General features: G+C 64.4%; 19 protein-coding genes. 7 read left to right on the plus strand and 12 right to left on the minus strand.

Annotated elements, in window-relative coordinates; all coding sequences use genetic code 11:
• Positions 1-12 precede the first annotated feature (12 nt).
• The 6 genes from HB375_RS02925 to hslV form a co-directional block, all read right to left on the minus strand.
• Positions 13-480, minus strand: a complete 468-nt coding sequence (locus HB375_RS02925; protein ID WP_167671445.1) for a BA14K family protein — start codon at positions 478-480, stop codon at positions 13-15.
• Positions 481-586: 106 nt separating this feature from the next.
• Positions 587-1,468: a BA14K family protein gene (locus HB375_RS02930; RefSeq protein WP_167671446.1), complete on the minus strand. Its 882-nt coding sequence runs from the start codon at positions 1,466-1,468 to the stop codon at positions 587-589.
• A 241-nt stretch (positions 1,469-1,709) separates the two neighbouring features.
• Complete coding sequence (hslU, locus tag HB375_RS02935; RefSeq protein ID WP_167671447.1) at positions 1,710-3,020, minus strand: ATP-dependent protease ATPase subunit HslU; 1,311 nt, start codon at positions 3,018-3,020, stop codon at positions 1,710-1,712.
• On the minus strand, positions 3,017-3,868 hold the full coding sequence (locus HB375_RS02940; RefSeq protein ID WP_246728295.1) for a hypothetical protein: 852 nt from the start codon (positions 3,866-3,868) through the stop codon (positions 3,017-3,019). Before HB375_RS02940 ends, hslU begins: the two co-directional genes overlap by 4 nt.
• Positions 3,869-3,892: 24 nt before the next feature.
• Positions 3,893-4,078 carry a hypothetical protein gene (locus HB375_RS18045; protein WP_246728296.1) on the minus strand — a complete coding sequence of 62 codons (186 nt, stop codon included), beginning with the start codon at positions 4,076-4,078 and terminating at the stop codon, positions 3,893-3,895.
• Positions 4,075-4,602 carry an ATP-dependent protease subunit HslV gene (gene hslV / locus HB375_RS02945; protein WP_167671733.1) on the minus strand — a complete coding sequence of 176 codons (528 nt, stop codon included), beginning with the start codon at positions 4,600-4,602 and terminating at the stop codon, positions 4,075-4,077. The genes HB375_RS18045 and hslV overlap by 4 nt, the downstream gene beginning before the upstream one ends.
• 182 nt (positions 4,603-4,784) lie before the next feature.
• Between hslV and hisB the strand changes: the two genes are divergently transcribed.
• The 7 genes from hisB to coaA all read left to right on the plus strand — a co-directional run bounded on the left by hisB (position 4,785) and on the right by coaA (position 9,660).
• A complete protein-coding gene (gene hisB / locus HB375_RS02950; protein WP_167671734.1) occupies positions 4,785-5,372 on the plus strand; it encodes an imidazoleglycerol-phosphate dehydratase HisB in 588 nt (195 codons plus the stop codon).
• Positions 5,373-5,432: 60 nt separating this feature from the next.
• Positions 5,433-5,912: a DUF2628 domain-containing protein gene (locus tag HB375_RS02955; protein ID WP_167671448.1), complete on the plus strand. Its 480-nt coding sequence runs from the start codon at positions 5,433-5,435 to the stop codon at positions 5,910-5,912.
• Positions 5,909-6,559, plus strand: coding sequence for an imidazole glycerol phosphate synthase subunit HisH (hisH, locus tag HB375_RS02960; RefSeq protein WP_167671449.1), 651 nt, complete (start codon positions 5,909-5,911; stop codon positions 6,557-6,559). The genes HB375_RS02955 and hisH overlap by 4 nt, the downstream gene beginning before the upstream one ends.
• Positions 6,547-7,299, plus strand: a complete 753-nt coding sequence (gene hisA / locus HB375_RS02965; protein ID WP_343232339.1) for a 1-(5-phosphoribosyl)-5-[(5-phosphoribosylamino)methylideneamino]imidazole-4-carboxamide isomerase — start codon at positions 6,547-6,549, stop codon at positions 7,297-7,299. The genes hisH and hisA overlap by 13 nt, the downstream gene beginning before the upstream one ends.
• Positions 7,299-8,084, plus strand: a complete 786-nt coding sequence (gene hisF, locus HB375_RS02970; RefSeq protein WP_167671451.1) for an imidazole glycerol phosphate synthase subunit HisF — start codon at positions 7,299-7,301, stop codon at positions 8,082-8,084. The genes hisA and hisF overlap by 1 nt, the downstream gene beginning before the upstream one ends.
• Before the next feature lie 230 nt (positions 8,085-8,314).
• Positions 8,315-8,635, plus strand: a complete 321-nt coding sequence (locus tag HB375_RS02975; RefSeq protein ID WP_167671452.1) for a phosphoribosyl-ATP diphosphatase — start codon at positions 8,315-8,317, stop codon at positions 8,633-8,635.
• Between the two features lie 47 nt (positions 8,636-8,682).
• Complete coding sequence (coaA, locus tag HB375_RS02980; RefSeq protein ID WP_167671453.1) at positions 8,683-9,660, plus strand: type I pantothenate kinase; 978 nt, start codon at positions 8,683-8,685, stop codon at positions 9,658-9,660.
• On the opposite strand, the gene HB375_RS02985 is transcribed toward coaA, so the two are convergent.
• From HB375_RS02985 to HB375_RS03010, 6 genes are all read right to left on the minus strand, one after another.
• Positions 9,661-10,248, minus strand: coding sequence for a malonic semialdehyde reductase (locus HB375_RS02985; RefSeq protein WP_167671454.1), 588 nt, complete (start codon positions 10,246-10,248; stop codon positions 9,661-9,663). It lies immediately after the preceding gene.
• Between the two features lie 65 nt (positions 10,249-10,313).
• Positions 10,314-10,874: a NifU family protein gene (locus HB375_RS02990; protein ID WP_167671455.1), complete on the minus strand. Its 561-nt coding sequence runs from the start codon at positions 10,872-10,874 to the stop codon at positions 10,314-10,316.
• Between the two features lie 284 nt (positions 10,875-11,158).
• Positions 11,159-11,674, minus strand: coding sequence for a universal stress protein (locus HB375_RS02995; protein WP_167671456.1), 516 nt, complete (start codon positions 11,672-11,674; stop codon positions 11,159-11,161).
• A gap of 67 nt (positions 11,675-11,741) precedes the next feature.
• Positions 11,742-12,782, minus strand: coding sequence for a tryptophan--tRNA ligase (gene trpS, locus HB375_RS03000; protein ID WP_167671457.1), 1,041 nt, complete (start codon positions 12,780-12,782; stop codon positions 11,742-11,744).
• Between the two features lie 69 nt (positions 12,783-12,851).
• Positions 12,852-14,489: a murein biosynthesis integral membrane protein MurJ gene (gene murJ, locus HB375_RS03005; RefSeq protein ID WP_167671458.1), complete on the minus strand. Its 1,638-nt coding sequence runs from the start codon at positions 14,487-14,489 to the stop codon at positions 12,852-12,854.
• A gap of 59 nt (positions 14,490-14,548) precedes the next feature.
• Positions 14,549-15,982 carry a M20 family metallopeptidase gene (locus HB375_RS03010; protein WP_167671459.1) on the minus strand — a complete coding sequence of 478 codons (1,434 nt, stop codon included), beginning with the start codon at positions 15,980-15,982 and terminating at the stop codon, positions 14,549-14,551.
• Positions 15,983-15,992: the final 10 nt, after the last annotated feature.

Here is a 15,992-nt window from a genome sequence, read left to right on the forward strand (position 1 = left end):
CGATAGCGCCCGTTACGGGCAGGGATGCTGCAGCCCGTCATAGCCGGTATAGGTGCCGGTCGCCGGGTTGTAGGATTTGTAGCGCTGCGCGCAGTAATTCGCGCCCGCAGGAACGACGCTTCCCGTCACGACCGGCTGCGAGGCGACGGCGCCGCCGACGAGCGCGCCTGCAGCCAGGCCCGCTGCCGCTGCACCGTAGGGATAGGTGCGGCCATAGTGATAGTATCCACCGCGATAAGCGGGACGCCCCACAGTGGCGTAGCGTCCGCCATAGGCGCCCCGGCGATAAGCGACGCCGCCTCTGTACCCGCGATAGGCATAGCCGCCCCTCGCGACGGGCCTCCGATAGGCCGCGTAATCAGTCGCCAGCCGGTCCTGCCGGATCAACTGCTTGAACGTCGTGGGCGAGGCTTTAGCCGATGAGAAAGCCGCCGGCGTCAACACGGCAGCGGCCAGCGCCGCGATGATGAATGGTCGCATGAAACCGCACCTTCCTGATGTAAAAATTGCACGATGGCGAGTGCCCGTCGGGCGCGTTCTTGTTGGGAAAGGCGATGGGCCCCGAAGGGCCCATCGGTCATTTCAATCAGAAGCACTCATGCTGCAGACCGTCGGGACCCCAGAAGGTGTTCGACCACCGATTATAGGTGGGGAACCGGTGCGAGCAGTAGGCGATCCAGGTCTGACCCGCATATTCGGGGAACGAGCTGAACATCGGCGTGGCGAAGCCGACAGGCGACGGCCCAAGGGCGACGGCGCCCGTCGTTGCCCCGATGCTCCCGGTGACGTCCGGCCGGAGGCTAGTGTTGAGATAGCCCAGGCCCGGATTGAATCCGTAATTATATCCGAGCTGGTTCATCGGGCTGAAGTATTGCCGCGGGGTTTCCGCGATGCTGCCGGTGGTCAGGATCCGGGCCCGCCTGACCGGGCGCGTCACGACGACCGGCGCGGTCGCGATGCTACCCGTGCTGGTCACGTTGTATCCAGGATACCAGTAACGCGGAGCCGCGGCGGCCGCGTAGTAGTAGGGGTAACGCCAACGCCACGAGCTGGCGCCGACTGCCGCGAAACGCGGACCAAGCCAGACTCTCCTGGCGACAAAGACTCGTCCGCGAGGCCCAACGACCACGCGGCGATAGGTGACGAAACGCCCACGCATCGCCACGCGGCGGTGCACGACGGCCGGATGCATGACGACGTGACGGCGTATGGCGGCGGTATGCATCACGACAGGCCGGCGGTGAACTGCAACGCGGCGATGATAAACGACGCGGCGTTTCGTGGTGGCTTGTGTGGCCCTCGCCGATTCCGGGGTGGTAGCTGTCGATTGCGTGTAAGTGGCTGTCTTCAGAAGGGCCGACAGGTCATCCGATGACAGCGGTTGCGCTTGCACGGCGGCGGTCGCGGCGAGCACGGATACACTGCCGAGCGCCGCTGCCGCCAAAGTTGTGAGGAGGGCTTTGCGCATGAGAAGTCTCCTTAGACTGTACGGGAGGGGTAATGTCTCCCTCGGAGCGCAGTTCCGTTCCACGAGCCGTGTTCCGATGATCATCGCTCCAGCATCATCCTCGATGACTCGTCTGAGGCGGATCGCAACGGCAAGTTCCGCGCGTCTAAGAAACTTTGGCGCTTAGCCTTTTCGTGTTGTTGACCTTCGTCAAGGACTGAGAATTTACGCTTGTATGCGTCACTATGACCTGAAAATTAGCTCAGAGAATAAACCGGCTAAGGTCTGTATTCTTAGCTAAGCTTTCAACTTCGCCGCGAACATAGGTCGCGTCGATGGTCATGGTTTCGCCGGACCGGTCGGGCGCGGTGAACGACACATCGTCGAGCACGCGCTCCAGCACCGTTTGCAGACGGCGCGCGCCGATATTCTCGACCGTGTTGTTCACCTCCACCGCCACTTGCGCCAGCGCGTCGATGGCGTCGTCAGTGAAGACAAGCTCTACGCCCTCGGTGCGCATCAGCGCGACCGATTGCTTGATCAGGCTCGCCTCGGTCTCGGTGAGGATGCGCTTGAAGTCCTCGACTGTCAGCGGCGACAGCTCCACGCGGATCGGCAGGCGGCCTTGCAATTCGGGCAGCAGGTCGGAGGGTTTTGACACGTGGAACGCGCCCGACGCTATGAAGAGGATGTGATCGGTCTTCACTGGCCCGTATTTCGTTGACACGATGGTGCCCTCGATCAGCGGCAGCAGATCGCGCTGCACGCCCTCGCGGGACACGTCCCCGCCCATGCGGCCTTCACGGGCGCAGATCTTGTCGATCTCGTCGAGAAAGACGATGCCGTTTTCCTCCACCTGGCGGATCGCGTCCTGCACGATCACATCCTGGTCGAGCATCTTGTCGGCTTCCTCCGTCACCAGCGGATCATAGGCCTCGCGCACGGTGGTGCGCCGCGTCTTCGTGCGCCCGCCAAAAGCCTTGCCGAACATGTCGGAGATATTGATCGCGCCGACCGATGCGCCCGGCATGCCAGGGATTTCGAACATCGGCAGGCCCTGCTGTCCGCTCGGCTGCAGTTCGATCTCGATTTCCTTGTCGTCGAGTTCGTTCGCGCGCAACTTGCGGCGGAAGCTGTCGCGCGTCGCGGCACTTGCCGTCGCGCCGACCAGCGCATCGAGCACGCGCTCTTCCGCCGCGATATGGGCCTTTGCCTGAACCTGCTTGCGGCGCTCCTCCTTCACGAGGCCGATGCCGACCTCGACAAGATCGCGCACGATCTGCTCCACGTCGCGGCCGACATAGCCGACCTCCGTGAACTTCGTCGCTTCCACCTTGATGAAAGGCGCGCCCGCGAGCCGCGCGAGCCGCCGCGAAATCTCGGTCTTGCCGCAGCCCGTAGGGCCGATCATCAAGATGTTCTTCGGCGCCACTTCTTCGCGTAGCGCGCCGTCCAGCTGCTGCCGCCGCCAGCGGTTGCGCAGGGCAATCGCGACGGCGCGCTTCGCATCATGCTGGCCGACGATAAAGCGGTCGAGTTCGGAGACGATTTCGCGGGGGGAGAATGTGGTCATGACGATGAGAGAATGGGGTGTGGCAATCGTTGCGCAAGGTGAGCGGGAAGAAGTCTTAAAAGGGCCGTGCGCACCGGACGCCAGCCCGCGCTGAGCAGGAGCACGAACGCGCCGAGCACGAGGAGGGTCAGTGGCAGGATCTTGCCTTCGAAACCAGCGTCGTGCACCAGGATGTAGAAGGCAAAGCCCGCATAAGAAAGACCGGAGACGAGGATCGCCCGCCGATCGATTATGACGGCGACGACGCCCAGAAGGACGAAGAGCGCGAGGATTGCCACCGCGTGCGTTCCTGAGGGCGCGCTCATCGCAGCGATTCCGCCGATTAGGGTGTTGGCGACCAGTGGCGCTGCAAGCATGTGCAGCCAGAAAGCGATGTCCGTGCGCCGTGTTTCCCGTTCAGGATCCGACAGGTCGAAGCGCATTGCCAGCGCGAAGATCGCAAGACCCATGGCGCCGTCGAGAACTCGCAGGACCCATTCGGGAATGTCGAAAGCCGACAGCAGACCCGTGATGACCGCCATCACAAGGGCCGCCGCTACGGCCGCGATGGTGATTGGAACCCGGAAGCGCAGGTAATGCAGAGCAACCATCGCGCTTGCCGCCAAAGCGGCGATTGCGACAAGGCCCATCGATGGGGATGCAATGCCGAGCAACGCGTTGAAGCTCTTCTTCGCAGCTTCATGCGCCGTGAGGGCGAGAAGATGGTCCGCGACCTTGAATGCGGAAAGCGCGTAGAGGCAAAGGAGGACGATGCTGGGAAAGGCCATGCGGCGGCGGCGCGTGAAGAATTCTGCGAGAAGCCATGAGGCGAGGGCGAGCACGGCCCAGGTGGCAGCGCCTGCGGCCACCTGATTGGCGAAATAGCCGAGCGCTCACAGCCCGAGCCCCAAGGTGACGAAGATATCGCTGAATCCGGTCAGAAACCGCAGCTTCTCGTCGTCCTCCGGCTCTGGGACGGCGGTGGTGATTTCGCGTGCCAGCGTGCGCAGGTTGTCCACCTGCTCCGGCGTAATGATTCCCCGGGCGATTCCCGCGTCGAGGACGTTGTCGCTGATCATGTGTCGAGGCTCTCTATAACAATATTACTATTGGTATAGACGCATATTTCGGCAGCAATCGCCAGCGACCGGCGCACGATGGCTTCCGCATCCATGTCGCTGTCGGCGAGCGCGCGGGCGGCGGCCAGCGCGTAGTTGCCGCCGGAGCCGATGGCCATGATGCCGCCTTCGGGTTCGAGCATGTCGCCGCCGCCGGAGAGCAGCAGGCCCACATCCTTGTCGGCGACGAGCATCATCGCCTCCAGACGGCGAAGATAGCGGTCGGTGCGCCAGTCCTTCGTCAGCTCGACGCAGGCGCGGGTGAGCTGGCCGGGATATTGCTCGAGCTTGCCTTCCAGCCGCTCGAACAGGGTGAAGGCATCCGCCGTCGAGCCGGCGAAGCCGCCGATGACGTTGCCCTTGGTCAGGCGGCGGACTTTTCGCGCGTTACCCTTGACGATGGTCTGGCCGAGGCTGACCTGCCCGTCGCCGCCGATGACGACGCGGCCGCCTTTGCGGACCATGAGAATCGTGGTGGCGTGCATGGAGCGGGGAGCAGCGTCTTCGGACAAGGGGAACTCCGGGGGCGGGAAGGGCGGCGAGCGGGCGGGCCGCTCAAGCCTTGAATTAAGCATTCATCATGCAAAAGCAACGCGGGTAGCGTTTCGCGCCGCAGCTTGGTAGAACGCCCTCCTCCTCAGCTCCTTAAGCCTTAAGGATTGTCATGATGCGCTCCGCGAGCGTCAGCCGCCGCACCGCCGAGACCGATGTGGCCGTGTCGATTGCCCTCGATGGCACCGGCAAGGCCGAGATCGCCACGGGCGTCGGCTTTCTGGACCATATGCTCGAACTGTTCGCCCGACACGGTCTGTTCGACCTGACCGTGAAGGTGACCGGCGACCTGCATGTGGACCAGCATCATACCACCGAGGACACGGGCATTGCGCTGGGCCAGGCCATCCTGAAGACGCTTGGCGACAAAAAGGGCATTTTCCGCTACGCGGACATCCATCTGCCGATGGACGAAACCCTGACGCGTGTCGCGCTGGATATTTCCGGCCGCCCCTTCCTGGTGTTCAGGACCACGTTCCCGACCGAAAAGATCGGCGTGTTCGACACCGAGCTGGTGCGCGAGTTCTTCCAGGCCTTCGCGATGAATTCCGGGCTGACGCTCCACGTGGAAACGCTCTACGGCGAGAACAGCCACCACATCGCTGAGAGCTGCTTCAAGGGCGTGGCACGGGCCTTGCGTCAGGCGGTTGCCGTGGACCCGCGGGAAGGCGGGCGTGTTCCCTCGACCAAGGGCACCCTTTAAAGCGCTGCGTCAGACGGCATCTATCTGCTTTCGCAGCGGATGCCTTTAAGGAACAACGTCATGGCGACCTATACCCTGCATCTCGCGCGCGATGCGCGGCCGGGTGATCCGGCGGCATTGGACAGCGCCGAAGTCGTGAAGGATGCCTTCTCCTGGGGGGCCTTCTTCTTCACGGTCCTGTGGTTCTTCTTCCACCGGCTTTGGATCGCCGGTCTTGCCGTCCTTCTGGCCCTCGTCGCGTTTCAGGGGGCTTTGGACGTGCTCAAGGTGCACCCGGCGGCATCTTTTGCGGCGAACATCTTGTTCTCCGCCCTGATCGGGCTTGAGGCGAACAGCCTGCGGCGCTGGACGCTCGCCCGCAACGGCCGCCCGGCCGTCGATGTGGTGACCGCCGCCGACCGAGACGAAGCGGAAGCGAAAGCCATCGCCCGCTGGCTAGAGCGTACCGCGCCCGTCACCCGTCCCACGGTTCCGGCCCGCGCCCTTCGCGGGTCCGAGCCGGTGCTTGGCCTTTTTCCTGATGCGGAGCGTCTCCGGTGAGCGTAGCAATCGTCGATTACGGCTCCGGCAACCTGCACTCCGCCGCGAAGGCTTTTGAGCGCGCGGCGCGCGAGGCGGGACTGTCGGATTCCATCACTGTCACCTCCGACCCCGCGGTCGTCGAAAAGGCCGACCGGATCGTGCTGCCGGGCGTCGGCGCCTTCGCCGACTGCCGGCGCGGGCTCGATGCCGTTCCCGGCATGGTCGAGGCGCTGAACCGTGTCGTGCGTGAAAAGGGCCATCCCTTCCTCGGCATCTGCGTCGGCATGCAACTCATGGCGACACGCGGCCTGGAATACGTGGTGTCCGAAGGGCTCGACTGGATTCACGGCGATGTCAAAGCCATCGTGCCGGACGATCCGTCGTTGAAAATCCCGCATATGGGCTGGAACACCTTGCAGGTGCGCCACGCGCATCCGCTTCTTTCCGGCATCGAGACGGGGCCCGACGGCCTACACGCCTATTTCGTGCATTCCTATGCGCTGTCGCCCGCCGACGATCATGACGTCGTCGCCACCACGTCCTATGGTGGTCCCGTCACCGCCATGGTGGCGCGCGACAACATCGCCGGCACCCAATTTCATCCTGAGAAGAGCCAGGCCCTCGGTCTCAAGCTCATCGCCAATTTCCTGAGGTGGCGTCCGTGATCCTCTTTCCCGCCATCGACCTGAAAGAAGGCCGCTGCGTCCGTCTGATTCAGGGCGACATGGACCAGGCGACTGTGTTCAACGACGATCCGGCAGCGCAAGCCGCCGCTTTCGAGCAGCAGGGTTTTGAGTGGCTGCACGTGGTCGATCTCGACGGCGCGTTCGCCGGCAAGCCGATGAACGCCGCCGCCGTCGAAGCCATTCTGAAGCGCATTAAAATCCCCGTGCAGCTCGGCGGCGGTATCCGCGACATGAAGACGGTGGAGGGTTGGCTCGCCAAGGGCGTCGCCCGCGTCATCATCGGCACGGCGGCGGTGCGCGATCCGGCCTTCGTGCGGGAAGCCGCGCGGCTTCATCCGGGCAAGATCGCGGTCGGCATCGACGCCAAGGACGGGCTTGTCGCCGTCGAAGGCTGGGCGCAGACCTCGACGCTGACGGCGGAAGAACTCGGCCGCCGCTTCGAAGATGCCGGCGTTGCGGCAATCATCTACACCGACATCGCCCGCGACGGCATTTTGAAGGGCCTCAACATCCCGATGACGCTCGCGCTCGCCAAGGCGGTCTCGATCCCCGTCATCGCGTCGGGCGGCCTCGCCTCGATGGCGGATATCGAGCGGCTCACAGAAGCCGATTGCGCGATTCTCGGCGGCGCGATCTCGGGCCGCGCGCTCTATGACGGGCGCATCGATCCGGATCAGGCGCTGGCGCTCTTGCGCACCGCGCGGCGGGAGAAGGCGTGATGCTCAAAGTCCGTCTCATCCCCTGCCTCGACGTGAAGGATGGCCGCGTCGTGAAGGGCGTGCAGTTCGTCGATCTCGTCGATGCGGGCGATCCGGTGGAAGCCGCGAAGGCCTATGACGCGGCGGGCGCTGACGAATTGTGTTTTCTCGACATCACCGCGAGCCACGAGGCGCGCGGCATCTTGCTCGATGTGGTGAAGCGCACGGCGGAGGCCTGCTTCATGCCGCTCACTGTCGGCGGCGGCGTGCGTACGGTCGACGATATCCGCAAGCTTCTGCTCGCGGGCGCGGACAAGGTGTCGATCAACACCGCTGCGGTCAAAAATCCCGATTTCGTGCGCGAGGCCTCGGAAAAGTTCGGCGCGCAATGCATCGTCGTCGCCATCGATGCGAAGAAGGTCTCGGGCGAAGGCGAGAAGCCGCGCTGGGAAATCTTTACGCATGGTGGCCGCACGTCGACCGGCATCGACGCCATTGAATTCGCGAAAAAAGTCGCGGATCTCGGGGCAGGTGAGTTGTTGGTCACCTCCATGGACCGCGACGGCACCAAGGGCGGCTACGATCTCGCGCTCGTGCATGCCATTGCGGATGCGGTCTCCGTGCCCGTCATCGCCTCCGGCGGCGTCGGCAACCTCGATCACCTCGTCGACGGTGTGAAAGAGGGCCATGCCAGCGCGGTGTTGGCCGCCTCGATCTTCCACTTCGGCACGTACACGATTGCGGAAGCCAAGGACTACATGGCCAAGGCCGGGCTTCACATGCGGTTGGACAAGCCAGCGGCGTGAGTTTCACCTCGATGCTCCCTCGCAGCCTCATCCTGAGGGGCGCGAAGCGCCGTCTCGAAGGACGAGGCGTCTCCAGGGTGCACTGGATCATCCTTCGAGACGCAGCCTTCGGCTGCTCCTCAGGATGAGGTATGAAGGAAAAGACAGCGACCCGCTTTTTTTCCGAAAAGCTGGCCCTTGGCCGCCATTCTGGGCTATGGGTTTGCGCCCCTAAACGAAGTTTTTAAGCCATGACCGCCTTCACCCTCGACGACCTCGCCCGCATCGTCGCCACGCGCGCTGCAGCGCCGGCGTCCGAATCCTATACGGCGAAGCTTTTGGCGGAGGGGCCTGCCAAGGCCGCGAAAAAGCTGGGCGAGGAGGCGGTCGAGGCGGTGATCGCCGCCGTTTCGGGCGACCGGGCGAACCTGACGGCGGAGGCGGCCGATGTCCTCTATCACCTTTTGGTCGTCTTGCAGGGCGCCCATATTCCATTAAGTGACGTGATGGCGGAACTCGAACGCCGCACCGCGCAATCTGGGCTCGCCGAGAAGGCCGCGCGGCCGCGATAGGCTTTGTTGGGCAGCTAAAGGTGTCCAAACCTGAAAAGGTATCGCTCATGCACCAGCTGAATGCGGTGTCGGCCCCGGAGACGGACGACCGGGTTTCGCCCTACCGGACTTTTTCACGGGACGAATGGGCGCAACTGCGCGCCGACACACCCATGACGCTCACCGCCGATGAGGTGGTGCAGCTGCAATCCCTCAACGATCCGATCTCGCTCGATGAGGTGGCGGCGATCTACCTGCCATTGTCGCGCCTGCTCTCCCTTTACGTCGCGGCGACGCAGGGGTTGTTCAAGGCGACGCAGCGCTTCCTGCTCGCCGAGAACGACGGCAAGGTGCCCTACATCATCGGCGTCGCAGGTTCGGTCGCGGTCGGCAAATCCACCACCGCGCGCGTGCTAAAGGCGCTGCTCGCCCGCTGGCCCAACACGCCCAAGGTCTCCCTCGTCACCACCGACGGTTTTCTCCTGCCGAACGCCGAGCTGACGCGGCTTGGCCTGATGGAGCGAAAAGGTTTTCCGGAGAGCTACGATACCGGCGCGCTCCTGCGCTTCCTTGCCGACATCAAGGCCGGCAAGCGCAATGTGCGCGCGCCGCTCTATTCGCACCTGGTTTACGACGTGGTGCCGGGCGAAGAGATCGTCATCGACCGGCCGGACATTTTGATTGTCGAGGGGTTGAACGTGCTCCAGCCCGCGCGGATGCCGAAGGACGGCACGGCGATTCCGTTCGTGTCCGATTTCTTCGACTTTTCCGTCTATATCGATGCGGAAGAGGCCGATCTTCACCGCTGGTACGTCAACCGCTTCCTGCGCCTGCGCCACACAGCGTTCCGCGATCCGCTCTCGTTCTTCCGCCGCTATGCGGAATTGCCGGAAGCGGAGGCCATCACCATCGCGGAAGGCCTGTGGAACCGCATCAATCTCGTGAACCTGCGCGACAACATCGTGCCGACGCGCCAGCGCGCGAGCCTGATCCTCAAAAAAGGCGCGAGCCACCGCATCGAGACGGTGGCGCTGCGCAGGCTGTAATTAGGCGATCACCGCCATCTCATCGAACGACAGGCGCGGTTGGCGCGGATGCAGCTTTTCACGCAATCCGTAGCCAATATTGACCAAGAAGTTCGACTTGGTCTTGCCGTCCGGAAAGAACGCCTTGTCCACACCCTTGCGGCTGAAGCCGGACATGGGGCCGCAATCGAGCCCGAGGCCGCGCAGGGCGAGGATGAGATAGGCCCCTTGGAGCGAGGAATTGCGAAACCCGGTTTCCTCGATCACGTCGGGCAGGCCGACGAACCAGCTTCGCGCGTCCGAATGCGGATTGAGGAAGGGGAGTTTCTCGTAGAACTCCGTGTCGTAGGCCACGATGGCGGTGGTCGGTGCGCCCATGGTCTGGCGCACATTGCCCTCGTCGAGATGCGGCCGCAGCTTCTCCTTGGCCGCCGGTGAGGTCACGAAGACGAACCGGCCGGGCGAGGAATTGCCGCTCGTCGGCCCGAGCTTGGCGAGATCGACCGCCGTGCGCAGGATCTCTGCGCTGACGGGCTTGTCCTCCCAGTAACGGAAAGTGCGGGCCTCGCGGAAAAGCTGATCGAGAGCGTCGTCGGACAGGACGTGCAAGGAAGCCTCCAAAAGAAAAGCGCGGCCGGAACCGCGCTTGTGATTTTAGTCGTTGGGCATCCGGATCAAACCGCCTGAACCTCGCGCACATCCGGCAGGAAGTGGCGCAGAAGGTTCTGGATGCCGTGGCGCAGCGTCGCCGTGGAGGAGGGGCAGCCCGAGCAGGCGCCCTTCATGACGAGATAGACGATGCCGTCCTTGAAGCCGCGGAAAGTGATGTCGCCGCCATCGCCCGCGACCGCCGGGCGGATGCGGGTTTCGAGCAGCTCTTTGATGGTCGCGACGGTAGAAGCATCCGCCTCGTCAAAAAATTCCTCGCCGTCTTCGTCGGCCGGCGGCGCGGCGTTGGTGAATAGCGGCGCGCCGGTCATGAAATGCTCCATGATCCCGCCGAGAATGGCCGGCTTCAGGTGCTGCCATTCGCCGTCCGCCTTGGTGACGGTGATGAAATCGTAGCCGAAAAACACGCCGGTGACGCCGGGAATGGCGAACAGGCGGCCAGCGAGCGGCGAGACGCCCGCGCTTTCTTCGTTGCGTGCCTCAAACGTGCCCTCCGGCATGACGATGCGGCCGGGCAAAAACTTCAAGGTCGCGGGATTGGGGGTCGCTTCAGTCTGAATGAACATCTTTTGTCCTCTGCGCCGGTTCAAGGCCGGCCGGGGTGTCGAATGGAATCGTTCTAACAGGTTCAAGAGGCAATGTGGATCGCGCTTTTGGCGATTCCAAGGGCGACTCGGAGCTCCCTCCCCCTTGCGGGGAGGGATTGAGGGTGGAGGTGGTGCCGCTGGGTGAGCGGGTGCCGGAAGAACCACTGTAGCGGCCTTGCGGATTGAATTCGGAACGGTGACGCTCCGACTTTCCGACCCCCACCCCAACCCTCCCCGCAAGGGGGAGGGAGCGCGCGCGCCCGTCACCCCGCCAGCGCGTCGATCTCTTCGTCCGACAGGCTTCCCGGCACGATGACGATGGGGACCGGGAAGGTGGAGGAGGCTTTGCCGGCGAGCGTCGAGACGAGCGGGCCGGGGCCTTCCTTGCTGGTGCCTGCGGCCAGCACGAGGAAGGAGATGTCCTCGTCCTCATTGATGAGCGCGGTGATGGCCCCGGCGCGGTCGCCGACGCGAATCACCTGCTGCGGCTCGACGCCCGCGGCGCTGCGCGCATCGCGGGCCGCGGCATCGAGCCGCTTCTGGGCCTCGGCACGAGCTTCTTCGATCATCGCCTCGCCGACGCCGATCCACTCGAAATTGTCGGGCGGGTCGACGATGGCCAGCATGATCATGGTGGCGCCCGTGCGCGCCACACGCCGGGAGGCGAAATGGATGGCGCGGGCGCATTCCGGCGTCTTGTCGATGATCACCAGGAATTTGGGCCGATGACCCGTCTCGTAGGATCGACGCTTGCCGCTCAAAGCATGGTCTCCTGGCATGGTCTCCTGCATCCAGGAGACCATGCTGCGTCAGCCGCCGACCGGACGCAAGTTCGACCTGAGGCAATCAGCGCGCGCGGACGAAGCCGACGATGTCCTTGACCGCATCCATGGTCGTTGACGCGATGGCGCGGGCGCGGTTGGAGCCGTCCACCAGCACCGCGTCGATATGGCCGGGATCGGCCATGAGGCGGCGCATCTCGTCCGCGATGGGCGAGAGCTTGGCGACAGCCACATCGACGAGCGCGGCCTTGAAGCCGGAGAACTGTGAGCCGCCATGCTGGTGCAGCACGTCCTCCGCCGTGGTGTCGGTCAACGCGGCGTAGATCGCCACGAGGTTTTCGGCCTCGGGACGGGTTTTGAGGCCCTCGACCTCGCTCGGCAGCGGCTCGGGATCGGTTTTGGCCTTGCGCACCTTCTGCGCGATGGTGTCCGCATCATCCGTCAGGTTGATGCGCGAATAATCGGAGGGGTCCGACTTCGACATCTTCTTCGAGCCGTCGCGCAGCGACATGACGCGCGTCGCCGGGCCCTGGATCAGCGGCTCGGTGAGCGGGAAGAAGGCATCGCCGAAGCCGTTCTCAGTAATCGATTCCGCCCAGTCGTTGTTGAACTTCTGCGCGATGTCGCGGGTCAGCTCGAGATGCTGCTTTTGGTCCTCACCCACCGGCACATGGGTGGCGCGATAGACCAGGATGTCGGCGGCCATGAGGTTCGGGTAGGCGTAGAGGCCGACGGAGGCGTTCTCCCGGTCCTTGCCGGCCTTGTCCTTGAACTGGGTCATGCGGTTGAGCCAGCCGAGGCGGGCGACGCAGTTGAACACCCAGGCCAGTTCCGCGTGCTCTGGCACCTGCGACTGATTGAAGACGATGTGGCGCTTCGGGTCGATGCCGACGGCGAGATACGCGGCGGTCACTTCCCGGATCTTGTCGTGCAGTTCCTTGGGGTTTTGCGGCACGGTGATCGCGTGCATGTCGACGACGCAATAGATGCAGTCGTAGAGGTCCTGCATGGTCACGAAGCGCTTGATGGCCCCGAGATAGTTGCCGAGGTGGAGATTGCCCGTCGGCTGCACGCCCGAGAACACGAGCTCCTTGAACTTCGCCATCGTCTTCAAAACTCCAAACGCCTGTCGCGGCGGGGGTTATGACAGGGCCCCGCCCGGATGCAAGCGGTCTTAAGGTTTTTTCGTGAACAGAGCCATCTCGGCACGTGTCACCGCGCCGGTGAGGAAGACGGATGCCCCATAGAGCGCCAATCCGCCAAGACAGAGGGCGGTCAGCGTCGCGGCATTCGCGTGGGGCGCGAATGTCAGGGCGGCGGCGAGACCGAGGCTCATGATGAGGGTCGAGGCCGCGATTCGGGAAAGTTTCGCCAGCGCGGGCCGGTCGATGGCCCAGAGGCCGACCCGCTTCAGAAGCAGGGCGAGTGCGGCCGCATGGGCGAGGCAGCCGAGGCTGATGCCGACGGCAATCCCCGCCATGCCAAACACCGCGCCCAGGGGCAGCCCTGCGGCGATAGTGACGATGATCCCGAGGCCGGTGGCCAACAGCGTCGCGCGTAAAGAACCTTGCGCGAAAAGGGTCTGACTCAAGACCTTGCCGAGGGTCGCGAAGGGAAGGCCGAGGCTCAAGCCCATGAGGACGAGTGCGGTGCCCTTGGTATCCGCGGGCGTGAAGGCTCCGCGCTCGAACAGCACGGCGGCGATGGGTTCGGCCAGAATAGCAAGAGCGGCGCAGGCGGGGAGCGCGAGCAGCAGGGCGATTTCAAGCGCCCGGTTCTGCGCGGCGATGATGGCCTTGGCGTCGCCGCCCCGGTGCCGCAGGGCGATTTCGGGCAGGAGCACGCTTGCTCCCAGAGCCGCCACGAGGCCGACGGGCAATTGCACCACCCGGTCGGCGTAATAGAGCCAGGACACGCCGGAGGGAAAGAACGAGGCGATCTGCGTGCCGACGAGAATGAAAAGCTGCGCCGCGCCGCTTGCCACGAGGGCCGGAAGGCCGGCCAGCAACAGGCTTTTCAGCGCGGGTGACAGACGAGGCTTTTGGAATCGCGCGACGTCGCCGCCGCTGTGTCCCAACCCTCCTCCCCCTTGTGGGGAGGAGTTGGAGGTGGGGGTGTCGGCGCCACTTTTTGAAAGGGTGGCGCTCACACCCCGACCCTGGCCCTCCCCACAAGGGGGAGGGGAAAAGAGGGCGACGGCCACAAGGACCAACTGCACGAAGCCGGAGACGCTCGAGGCCACCGCGAGCCAGATCGCCTTGCGCTCGACGCCAAGCGAGTTGGCATTCTCCAGAATGACAATAGCGCCGATGAGCCCGAGATTGACGGCCAGTGGCGCGAGCGCGGTGGCGGTGTAGCGGCCGCGCATGTTCAACAGCGCCGCACCGAGGGAGGCGAGCGTCACGCCGATCACGGTCGGAAAACCGAGGCGGGTATAGAGCGCGACGAGCGCCAGCGTCCCGTCATCGCCCTGAAGCCCGGGGGCCAGCACGAAGGCGATGACGCCCGCTCCGATTTCGATGAGCGCGGTGAGGCCTAAAAGACCCAGCGCGAAGGTGGTGATGACATCGCCCGCGAGCTTCGCCCGCTCCTCGGGCTCCAGGCGCGCCAGTGCCGGGATCAGCGCCGGGTTCAGCCCGCCCTCGGCGGCGATGCGGCGCACGAGATTGGGCAGGCGGAACGCGGCCAGAAAGGCATCCGCCACCGGCCCTGCGCCGAGCGCCTGCGCGAACAGGATGTCTCGGACAAAGCCTAAGACCCGCGACGCGACGGCGCCGAGCCCGACGAGGAGGGAGGAGCGGATAAGCGACATGCCCTTTGGCGATTAAGCCTTTCCGGTTTGCTTGTCCAAGGCGACGAAGGGCTGATCCCTTATGCCGCCTTGCCGTTCAGATGCTCCGGCGTCACCTCGGGCGGGATTGGGCAGACATAAGGCCTGCCGCCGGTGCGTTCGCGCAACTCCGCCTTGGCGCGGGCGATGAGATCGGGGTTGCGCAGGCAATCGGCGGCGGTGGTGGCCATGGCCTTGGCGGCGAGCACCATGCCCTTGTGCGCGGCGGGCAGGTTGCCCTGCGTCACGAGCTGCCAGGTGTGGAAGGCGGTGCCGACGGCAAAACACGCCGTGTGGCATTGCGCGGTCGGCACGACCCAGCTCACATCGCCCACATCGGTGGAACCCATCATCACGCCTTCGCGCTCGGGCATCGCGAGCACGGCGTCGTGAAGCGCTTTACCCTTGAGGCTGGCGTGCACCTTCACGTTTTCCTGAATGTCGGCTGCCGTCAGTGCGGCTTTCTGGAGCTTGTCGGCGAAAGAAACATCCGCCGCATCGAACGGCGGTGGGCCGAGGCGCTTCATGTTTTCGTACATCGCGTCCTGTAACGCCTTGTTCGGCACGATGTTGGAGGTCGCATCCGTGATCTGCACTTCGACGCTCGTCTCCGTCATCAAAGCTGCGCCCTCCGCGATCTTCTTCACGCGCTCGAACAGCGTCATCGCATCGGGCAGATGCGGCGAACGCACGAGGTAAAGGCTCTCCGCATAGGCCTGCACCACGTTCGGCGCGATGCCGCCGGTGTTGGTGGTGGCATAGTGCACGCGTGCGTCGGAGGGCATGTGCTCGCGCATGTAGTTCACGCCCACATTCATCAATTCCACCGCATCGAGCGCGCTGCGTCCGAGATGGGGCGAGGCGGCGGCGTGCGCCGCGCGGCCGGTGAAGCGGAAGTAGGCCTGCACGCAGGCGAGCGAGCTCATGGTCGAGACTTCGTTGATGACGTTCGGATGCCAGCAGAACGCGGCATCGAGATCGTCAAAGAGCCCAGCGCGAGCCATGAAGGTCTTGCCCGAGCCGCTCTCTTCCGCAGGGCACCCGTAATAGCGCACGGTGCCGGCAATGCCTTCGCCTTCGAGCGCGTCCTTCAACGCCACGGCGGCGAGCGCCGAGCCCGAGCCCAACAGGTTGTGGCCGCAGCCATGGCCCGGCGTGCCCGCCTTCGTCGGCGCATGTTCCGTCACGCCGGAAATTTGCGCGAGATCGGGCAGCGCATCGAACTCGCCCAGAATGCCGACGATGGGGCCGCCTTTGCCCGCCTCCGCCACGAAGGCCGTCGCCATGCCGCCCACGTTACGCGTAATACTAAAGCCCTCGGCTTCGAGCATTGTGATCTGCTCCTCGACCGCGCGATGCTCCTCGAAAGCCAACTCCGGCATGGCCCAGATGCGGTCGCTCGAATCACAGAAGGCCTTGCTCTTCGCCTCCACGCGGCGGGCGATTTCATCGAGGCTCAGGCGGTCGTTCAGCATGGCGTTGTTC

Origin of the sequence: Microvirga terricola (assembly GCF_011777495.1) — a bacterium.
In the GTDB taxonomy this organism is placed as follows: Bacteria; Pseudomonadota; Alphaproteobacteria; order Rhizobiales; family Beijerinckiaceae; genus Microvirga; species Microvirga terricola.